General features: G+C 53.9%; 11 protein-coding genes. 9 read left to right on the top strand and 2 right to left on the bottom strand.

All coding sequences use genetic code 11. The features are described from left to right. The first annotated feature begins 75 nt into the window (after positions 1-75). The gene (locus tag DBV10_RS19440; RefSeq protein ID WP_124515250.1) at positions 76-816 is read left to right on the top strand and encodes a hypothetical protein; all 741 of its coding nucleotides are present in this window, start codon (positions 76-78) and stop codon (positions 814-816) included. On the opposite strand, the gene DBV10_RS19435 is transcribed toward DBV10_RS19440, so the two are convergent. Next, complete coding sequence (locus tag DBV10_RS19435) at positions 801-983, bottom strand: hypothetical protein (RefSeq protein WP_124515249.1); 183 nt, start codon at positions 981-983, stop codon at positions 801-803. The genes DBV10_RS19440 and DBV10_RS19435 overlap by 16 nt on opposite strands. Continuing rightward, positions 980-1,546, bottom strand: coding sequence for a helix-turn-helix domain-containing protein (locus DBV10_RS19430; RefSeq protein WP_158616836.1), 567 nt, complete (start codon positions 1,544-1,546; stop codon positions 980-982). Before DBV10_RS19430 ends, DBV10_RS19435 begins: the two co-directional genes overlap by 4 nt. A gap of 693 nt (positions 1,547-2,239) precedes the next feature. Here DBV10_RS19430 and DBV10_RS19425 point away from each other — a divergent pair. From DBV10_RS19425 to DBV10_RS19390, 8 genes are all read left to right on the top strand, one after another. Further along, entirely contained in the window at positions 2,240-2,554 is a 315-nt protein-coding gene (locus tag DBV10_RS19425; protein WP_124515247.1) for a hypothetical protein, read from the top strand. Positions 2,555-2,563: 9 nt separating this feature from the next. Continuing rightward, a complete protein-coding gene (locus DBV10_RS19420) occupies positions 2,564-2,818 on the top strand; it encodes a hypothetical protein (RefSeq protein WP_124515246.1) in 255 nt (84 codons plus the stop codon). A gap of 11 nt (positions 2,819-2,829) precedes the next feature. Then, positions 2,830-3,459, top strand: coding sequence for a ParA family partition ATPase (gene parA / locus DBV10_RS19415; RefSeq protein ID WP_124515245.1), 630 nt, complete (start codon positions 2,830-2,832; stop codon positions 3,457-3,459). Continuing rightward, complete coding sequence (locus DBV10_RS19410) at positions 3,456-3,689, top strand: hypothetical protein (protein ID WP_124515244.1); 234 nt, start codon at positions 3,456-3,458, stop codon at positions 3,687-3,689. The genes parA and DBV10_RS19410 overlap by 4 nt, the downstream gene beginning before the upstream one ends. Before the next feature lie 105 nt (positions 3,690-3,794). After that, on the top strand, positions 3,795-5,423 hold the full coding sequence (locus DBV10_RS19405) for a TraM recognition domain-containing protein (RefSeq protein WP_124515243.1): 1,629 nt from the start codon (positions 3,795-3,797) through the stop codon (positions 5,421-5,423). Beyond that, positions 5,420-5,752, top strand: coding sequence for a hypothetical protein (locus DBV10_RS19400; protein WP_124515242.1), 333 nt, complete (start codon positions 5,420-5,422; stop codon positions 5,750-5,752). The genes DBV10_RS19405 and DBV10_RS19400 overlap by 4 nt, the downstream gene beginning before the upstream one ends. Before the next feature lie 121 nt (positions 5,753-5,873). Beyond that, positions 5,874-6,836, top strand: coding sequence for a membrane lipoprotein lipid attachment site-containing protein (locus DBV10_RS19395; protein WP_124515241.1), 963 nt, complete (start codon positions 5,874-5,876; stop codon positions 6,834-6,836). A gap of 9 nt (positions 6,837-6,845) precedes the next feature. Beyond that, positions 6,846-7,055, top strand: coding sequence for a hypothetical protein (locus DBV10_RS19390; RefSeq protein WP_124515240.1), 210 nt, complete (start codon positions 6,846-6,848; stop codon positions 7,053-7,055). Positions 7,056-7,741 lie beyond the last annotated feature (686 nt).

Raw genomic sequence — 7,741 nt, 5'->3', positions numbered from 1 at the left:
GGGGCTGCATTTGGGGTGGCTCCCCCGCACAGGCTCCCGCCTGTGCCTTCGTGGTCTTTTTCTAGCGTCAGCTCTATGTCTAATCTCCTGAAATCCCGCACCGAAATTTCCGCCCGCGTAGAGGCCAAAAGATCGCGTCTTGTGGAGTGGCTAAAGGCCGAGGTGTACACCGATTACCAAACCGCCGCCCTGGTGCTCGGTGTCACACCAGCAACAGCCTACAAGGCACTAATCGCGATGGAAAAAAAAGGGCACCTAGACCGACACGCAGTAGGGCGGGCTAGTGTGTGGTCCGTGTCGCTCATGGGCCAGATTGAGTATCTGGGGGACAGCGAAGACCCCTTATCGGTGTTTGATGCGCGGGTGAGTGAAATCACCGTGCAGCACACGCTAGCAGTACAGAGAGCCCGCATTGCAGCCGAGAAGGCAGGGGGCACAGACTGGCAGGCAGAACGGCACATTCGCAGGGAGGCAGCGAAGGCCAAAGAAGCCGGGGCCGCGTCCCCATGGCTCAAGGTCCCGGACGGCGTGATAACGCTTGGAGGGCAGCGCGTGGCCGTGGAGGTGGAGCGAAGCGTGAAGACCCCCAAGCGTTACCAAGCCATCATCGCCGAGTATCTGCAAATGCGCAGGGCAGGGACCATAGGGGCCGTGCACTACGTTTGCAGCTCGGGGAAGCTAGCCAAGGGACTGCGCAGGATTTTTAACGCAATCCCCTCGGTGAATATCAGGGGCACAGAGATTGCACTGAAGGCCGAGCATTACGCCTGCTTTGAGTTTTACGAGGCCAGCGCGTGGCCTCAGCGTGGGGAATAGCCGCTTTCTCGCAGTGCCTTGGCCAGCTCCCCGAGGGCATCCCGCATCGTGTACGCCTCATCGTCAGAAACCGCGTTTTGGCGAATGTCAGACCACCCCACACGCTTGACGAACTGGGCCAGGGCGAGGGCCTGCGATTCCTCCAGCTCGAAGGCGACCGGGATCATGCTGCGCCCCCTTGCGTGGCGATCGCGTGCGGCACGCCGTCAAGGCTCTGCTGTGCCGGTGGCTCTGGCTCCGCTCCATAGGGCAAAACAGCCTCACCAGGAAGAGCCGTAGGGATCTGCCGCAGCGTGCCAGGATCGAGGCCAACAGCGTCTTGCTCGCTCCGGCTGGCAATCACCGTCGCACTGAAAACAGCGTGCGCAAGCTGGCCCCGTGGACCTACCCAGGCGACCGCTGTATTCACGGCCAGGGCATAGGCTCCACCGATCTTGAGACGGTGTACCCAATGACCTTCCACAAGCGTTCTTATAGCCCTTTGGACGGTTGGGAGGGATACACCCAGCAGCTCGGCCAGCGAGGCCCGTGAAACGACCACCACGCCCCCTGAACCGGGCTCCATGAGGCGCACAAGAGAGACGATCAAGCGAGCGGCCTGCATGTCCTGGCGCATCAGCTCATCGAGATTGTAAAGGGCGGTCTTCTCCACCATGGCGAAATGTGCCTGGCCTGGCTGGATCACCTGGTTGATCGGTGCACCACTCGCGGCTTTTATTTTCAGTGTCATCCTTGATCGCTCCATGCTCAAATAGTGAACTATTGGGGGGGTCTTTCTTGATCGCGTTGCAATCATACATGATTGCAAACGGAAAGCAAAGAATCATCAGCTGTGATCCGCCTGCAGATCATCAGCTGTGATCCTCTGCCCCCGCTAAGTTGTTGATTTCAAAGGGGCGAAACGGCGTTCCTTCTTATGATCTATCGAGCGTCGGGGGAACCATATCGAGACCCCCCAAGGGGGGGTCGAGCAAAGGGGCCTGCTTCGCGGCCTTTCCCCCCGGCCTCCGGCCCGCGCTAGGGCGCTCCTCCGCGTGGTGCCTGCGGCCCCCCGGCCCCCCTGGGCTGCGCCCCCTGTGCGCCCTTCGGCGCACGGGCCCCGGCTGACGGTTTTGCAGTTGGGGGGTGTCCGGGTTTTGGGTTGTCCACCTTGTGTGGGCAACCCGGTTTTTTGGTTTTTTTATAAAAAGTTGGTAGGGCAACCGGAGAGTGGGCAAGCCGCAGGCTTGTCCACCGTAGGGCGTCAGTGTCGAGCCCGGTTAACTCACGCACCCGCAGGGCTGTCCACACCCTTGCGGTGTGGGCAGGTGAGTTATCCAGGCGGGGAACAGGCATGAACTCACCTCAATTTCTTCTTTACTTTTTCATCTGTTTTCTGTAAAATCGTAAAATCGTAAAACGGTAAAAGCGCAAGGTGGTATTTATGGAAATCGGTCATGAAGCTCTCTCCCAGGTCCGCGAAGAACTCGCCCAGGTGCGGGCACAGGCCGAGAAGTTGCACGAGCAGCACGCTGCGGCCGAAGAGCGGGCGGCGCGGGCGGAGCGCAAGCTAAATGACGCTCTGAGTGAACTCGCCTTCTATCGGCCTGAGGCCGAACGCTTGAACCTTGTTGCTGTCAGTCTCGACGAAGAGCTACACCGCGTAGCAAGGGAGAGAAATCGCCTGCGCGACGAGTTGAGGGATCTCGAAACCGCAATGCGCTCCCATCTTCAAAACTGTGTTTCTTTAAAAGCGTAAAGGTGATTTATGGAAATTTCGACAGAGCTAGCCCAGCTGCGCGCACAACTGGCCCAGGAGAGGGCCGAGCACGAGGCAACGAAAAAGGCACTCAGCGAGGCGCGGGACGCGCACAGCGAGGCTGAGACGCGCGCATCGTGCGCCGAATTCGCATTGGCAGACCAGCAGGCCGAGCTAGACCGCTTGCGGCGATCTGAAAAAACAGAGTTTCACAGGGCTTACGCGGCAGAAGAAGAACTGAGCCGCTTACGGATGGCGCAATAAGGAGAACCCAAATGATCATTGGAATGTTGAACCAAAAGGGAGGGGTGGGCAAAACCACCTTGAGCGTGAACCTTGCCGCCAGCCTTGCGCAGACTGGGGCGCGTGTGCTGCTGATCGATGCAGACCCGCAGGGCAGCGCCTTGGACTGGGCTGCAGCTCGCGAAGGTGAACCCCTGTTTTCGGTGGTCGGGTTGCCCCGCCCAACGGTCCACAAGGAAATTGCACAAATCGGCCAGGGGTATGACCACATCGTGATCGACGGCCCTCCACGGGTCACCGATCTGGCCCGCTCGGTGATCATGGCCGCTGATGTTGTGCTGATCCCGGTGCAGCCTTCCCCCTATGACATTTGGGCGGCTGACGAGGTGGTGAAGCTCATCCAGGAGGCTGCAATCTACAAGCAAAACCAGAAAGCCGCATTTGTGGTAAATCGTAAAATCGCAAATACGGCGATTGGACGCGACGTAGGGGAAGCGCTGGCCGGATACGCGCTCCCAGTCCTGGCCGCGAGCGTCACGCAGCGGGTTTTGTTTGCGGAAGCTGCAGCCCAGGGCAAGGCGGTTTTCGAGCTGGACAAGAGCGGGCAAGCAGCCGCAGAGATTGACGCCGTGCGCGTTGAATTGATGGAGTTTGCAAAGTGAACGCGAAGAAGATTTCCATAGGGACGAAGCCCAGCACCAGGGCGGCGGCAGCACCAGCGGCGGCAGATAACTGGGTCGAAAACAGGGTAGAGGAAGAGCCCATGAAGCGTCTAACCATCGACATTCCGGCCAGTTTGCACCGTGCAATCAAGATGCAAACGGCGGCACGAGGAACAAAAATCGCGGATGAGGTGCGGCAAATTTTGCAAGAAAAATTCGGCAGCAACTGAGCACAAAGACCCCCGAAACGTCATCAAAAGGCGTGCTTTTCGGGGGTCTTTTTTGTTGTTTGACTCGATAAAATTCTGTTATCGAATCTCGAAAAGGTGTTCTAAATGTTGATGAAATGGCTTGAATGGATGTGGCTGTTTTCCGGCATCCCTTGCGGCGCGGCGTGGGTTTTCATGATTGATGCTGACCGACAAGAAGCAGAAATGAAGCGCCAGTTTTGGGCATCAATTGCAGTTTCTGGCGCTGCTTTGGCCGGTTTTTGGTTTATCGCTGAGTGGTTTGGAAAGCAGCCAGACACAAAATACCTGATCATTTTTTGCGCTTCGCTTGCTTTCGGTGTTTGGTGCGGAATTTTGTTTTTGAGAAAAGTTACACCGATTTTGGAAAAATTCGGGCAAGGATTCACGAAGAAAACAGCATCAGAGCGAAACAAGAAAACAGATGTTCGCGAGATAAATAAGCATCTTCCGGATGCTGAAAAATCATTTGTTCCAAACAAGTTTTTCAAAGATGAAGGTGTTTTTATCGGACTGGATGAGCACCGGAAGCCTATCTATTTGGAGCAAAAAACGTTTCCCACAATGCCGCATATTCAGATTGTGGGAACGTCAGGAGCTGGAAAGGGTGTTGCGCTGGCTGTACTTGGCGCGCAGTGGATCAAGAAAGGCGAGGCCGTTTTTTTTCTTGATCCAAAGGATGACGAATGGGGGCCGCACACGTTCGCAGATGCCGCACGGCAAGCAGGGTCCACGCACCATTACATAAATCTGCGCGAAAAGCTGCCCCAGTTCAACCTATTCGACGGGGCAAGCGCCGATGAAATAGAAGAGCTTTTTGTTGCTGGTTTTGGTTTGAACGATACCGGCACGGCGGCTGATTTTTATTCAATCGCAGATCGGAAATATGCAGGCATCGTCGCCCGTGAAATTGAGGCGGATGACCTGACCGCCGCCCAGGCGTACGAGAGAAACGCCGAAGTTTTGGACGAGCACGCGCCAAAAATTGGGGGGAAGTTGCGCGAGCTGGGAGAGGTCTTGGCAGCCAACGCCGCCCCAGGTAAAGGGGTTAGCTTGGCCCGAATCATTGACGAAGGTGGAAGCTGTTACGTAGTCGGCCACATGCGAACAGAAAAGCTTGTCCGCCTTCAAAAAATGATCCTGGTTCGATTGCTGCAAATAGCCGAAAAGCGGGACCGTATCGGGGGAGCGCTGCGCCCTGTGGCCATCGTTCTAGATGAAGCCAAATACCACTTGAGCAGGAGCAGCTTAGAGGCACTGGGAGCGGCCAGAGACAAGGGTGTTCACGTGGTCGTAGCGCATCAATCGTTGGCCGACTTGCGGGACGTTGGCGGGCTCGACGGAGATGCAGTTGTGGGCTCGGTAGTCGAAAACTGCAAACTCAAAATTTGCTATGCAGTGAACGATCCAGTAACAGCCGAATGGCTCGCCCGCATGTCAGGAACGATCCTAGTTGATGACGAAACTAGATCAGTTGCGAAGAACGTTGCGCTTACTGAAAAGGTTAGAAGTGATCGTTCAATTAGGCAAGCAGAGCGCTATTTTGTTGATGAAAACATGATGCAAAACCTGCCAAAAAAAGTATGTGTAATCTATGGTTTAGGGCTTGCAAAATTCGCTCATATTTGCAATTTGACGGTGCAAAAGAGTGTGGAAAATGTTAAAATTTGTGCTGTAAAAGGTGCTGAAATTAAGAAGGCAGAGGATTTAATATGACATTTCCACCGGCTTTAGTTGCATTGGTTATTCCTGCTGGTCTCTTTGCTGCATGGCTGTTTTTGCACAAAGATGCAGATGTTGAGCAAAGAATTGACAAAAAAGAAGCTGTACATGAAAGGGAAAGCGCGAGTTTTGATCGTGATTTTGCGCGAATCACAGGTGATAAGCAGGGGGAAAAATCAGCGGATGCAAGGATGAAGGAGGCTCAAAAGCAAGTTGAAGCATCTGTTAAAGCGCGTCAGGAGCGAGCAAATAGCGATCAAAGAGAGGCAGTTAGAAGCGGGGTAGATGAATTTTTGAAGCCAAAAGCAGAAGGTGAAAAATGAAATTTGTTTTTGTTATAGCTGCTGTTTTGTTGACTGGTTGTGCATCACATTTGGGATCATGCGAAATAAGATACAACATAACAACGCCGCCATTTGAGTATATTCCGAGGAGTTTTGACGTATGAAATCGATAATTTGCGCATTGTCTATTGTGTTTTTGTTGTCTGCTTGCTCTGACAATGCGGCGAGTGTTGGAGCTGGCTCCGGCTCTGAAAGTAAGAGCGAATCTGAATCATTGATTAGCAAAAAGAAATCAATCGAAGCCAAAGAAGAGTCGGCAGTAAGCATAAAACTGCCAGCTATTGCAGTGATTTCAAGTGCATTTAGTACCCGTGTTCCTGGAAAAACGCAAGTTATTGCAGAGGACATGAGGGGGGGAAGTGACCCAGAATTCAAGAGTATATATAGTGATGCTGCTGAACTTGTGCAGTTAAAGAGCAAGAGCCAAGACGAATACAAGAAGTTTTTAGATAGCCTGCCGACTTCAATGCAGGCTAAGTTTTCGAACCAAGACAAGCAAATTTTGGCAGACAATATGATCAGAATGAAGCTTGAAAGGCGCATCAACGGTTGCACAAACGTTGCCAATGGATGGGACCTTAACCCGATGCAGCATGAAAAAGAGGCGCAGATTTATATGCGCAACTTTGCAAACATGTGTGATTTTACGAATTTGATATTCACGGAAATAGCTGGAAAAATTGGGAGCAAGGCGATAAAAGACCCGGATGAAGCAGAAGAAAATGTTTTGAAAGTATGGGATGAAATCCCTGTTCAGACGATTGCAGCGGTGTGGAAACAGGTTGTCAAAAATAATGAAGAATCAGGATTTGGTGCAGATTTGACGGGTGTCAAGGGAATCAAATTCATGAGTAAAGATGCCGTTTACTGGAATCAAGGGGCGGGTTTCAGAGTGGAAAAGAACGGAGTGGTTTGGTTTGGTGATGGGGCAGTTAGTGGCAAGGTGGTAGACTTCAATTTGCGCTCCAGCTTGTCAACAAAGGCGGAGAAGAGCAAGACACAGAACTCCAGTGAAGGTGTTCAAAGTGGTAGCAAAACAGGTGCAGAAATCGGCGTAAAGTAAGGAAAAAGTATGAAAGTTCTTAAGGCAAAAGGCGCTAGAAGCTTCCGTAAATTTGGTGTCAAACTTCCAATTGCACTGGTGGAAAAGATTGAAGAACTCGATGCAAAAGTGAAGGAAAACGGCTTCCAAGTCGATTGGTCAGAGCCCTGTGTTGAAGCTCTCCAGCGCTATGTTTCGGCGGTTGAAGCCGACCTGAAAGAGATTCCACCTGCGGCGTAATCTCACCGCAAGACGAACAAAAACAGGGGCTTAGGCCCCTGTTTTTTTTCGCCTCGCGGGGCTGCGCTGCGGGCACCCCTACGGGGTGCCTCTTTGCTTGCCACCGGAAAGTAACTTCGGAAAACTGCCGCGATAGCGGCACTTTCCCGAAGCAACTTTCCGGTGATACACTCCGGTGATGTTCCATCACCTGCGCAGGCTTTGGCGGCCGGAGGGCCGCTCTAAGCCTTTGCCTTCACGTCATTGCTGTAGCAATGACTCCAGCGGCCCCCCATCCTTCGGTGGGGGACCTCGGGGGCCCGTCCTGCGCCTGCGGCGCAAGACCACCCGGCTTCACCTTGTGCCCGCGCTCGCTTGGGTTAGCTATCGCTACCCCAATCGATCGCAGACACATCCCCGCTTACGCGGGGACCGGTTAACCCGGGTGGTCTTGCGCCTGAGCGCCAGACGGGCGGGGCTTTGCCCCCCACAAGAAAAAAAAAAGCACTCCGCTTCGCTCCGGCTCTCCTTTTTTTTTTCTTGCGGCTCCCCCCAGCAGGTTGCCACCTGCACCGCTGGCTTCGCCCCCATCGATCTTTTCCCCACACGCTTCGCTCAACGTGGGGAAAAATCGACGGGACCCCCAGCAGGTTGCCACCTGCACCGGGGGCCGCTTATCGCGTGCCCCCCACCCCAAATGCAGCCCC

It is taken from the genome of Acidovorax sp. FJL06, from assembly GCF_003852545.1.
Classification (GTDB): Bacteria; Pseudomonadota; Gammaproteobacteria; order Burkholderiales; family Burkholderiaceae_C; genus Acidovorax.
Note: the sequence above shows the minus strand (reverse complement) of the source record. Positions and strands in the feature narration are given on the sequence as shown.

Coding starts and splice junctions, on each gene's coding strand:
- DBV10_RS19440 (WP_124515250.1), top strand. CDS start 76: ATGTCTAATCTCCTGAAATCCCGCACCGAAATTTCCGCCCGCGTAGAG.
- DBV10_RS19435 (WP_124515249.1), bottom strand. CDS start 983: ATGATCCCGGTCGCCTTCGAGCTGGAGGAATCGCAGGCCCTCGCCCTG.
- DBV10_RS19430 (WP_158616836.1), bottom strand. CDS start 1,546: ATGACACTGAAAATAAAAGCCGCGAGTGGTGCACCGATCAACCAGGTG.
- DBV10_RS19425 (WP_124515247.1), top strand. CDS start 2,240: ATGGAAATCGGTCATGAAGCTCTCTCCCAGGTCCGCGAAGAACTCGCC.
- DBV10_RS19420 (WP_124515246.1), top strand. CDS start 2,564: ATGGAAATTTCGACAGAGCTAGCCCAGCTGCGCGCACAACTGGCCCAG.
- parA (WP_124515245.1), top strand. CDS start 2,830: ATGATCATTGGAATGTTGAACCAAAAGGGAGGGGTGGGCAAAACCACC.
- DBV10_RS19405 (WP_124515243.1), top strand. CDS start 3,795: ATGTTGATGAAATGGCTTGAATGGATGTGGCTGTTTTCCGGCATCCCT.
- DBV10_RS19400 (WP_124515242.1), top strand. CDS start 5,420: ATGACATTTCCACCGGCTTTAGTTGCATTGGTTATTCCTGCTGGTCTC.
- DBV10_RS19395 (WP_124515241.1), top strand. CDS start 5,874: ATGAAATCGATAATTTGCGCATTGTCTATTGTGTTTTTGTTGTCTGCT.
- DBV10_RS19390 (WP_124515240.1), top strand. CDS start 6,846: ATGAAAGTTCTTAAGGCAAAAGGCGCTAGAAGCTTCCGTAAATTTGGT.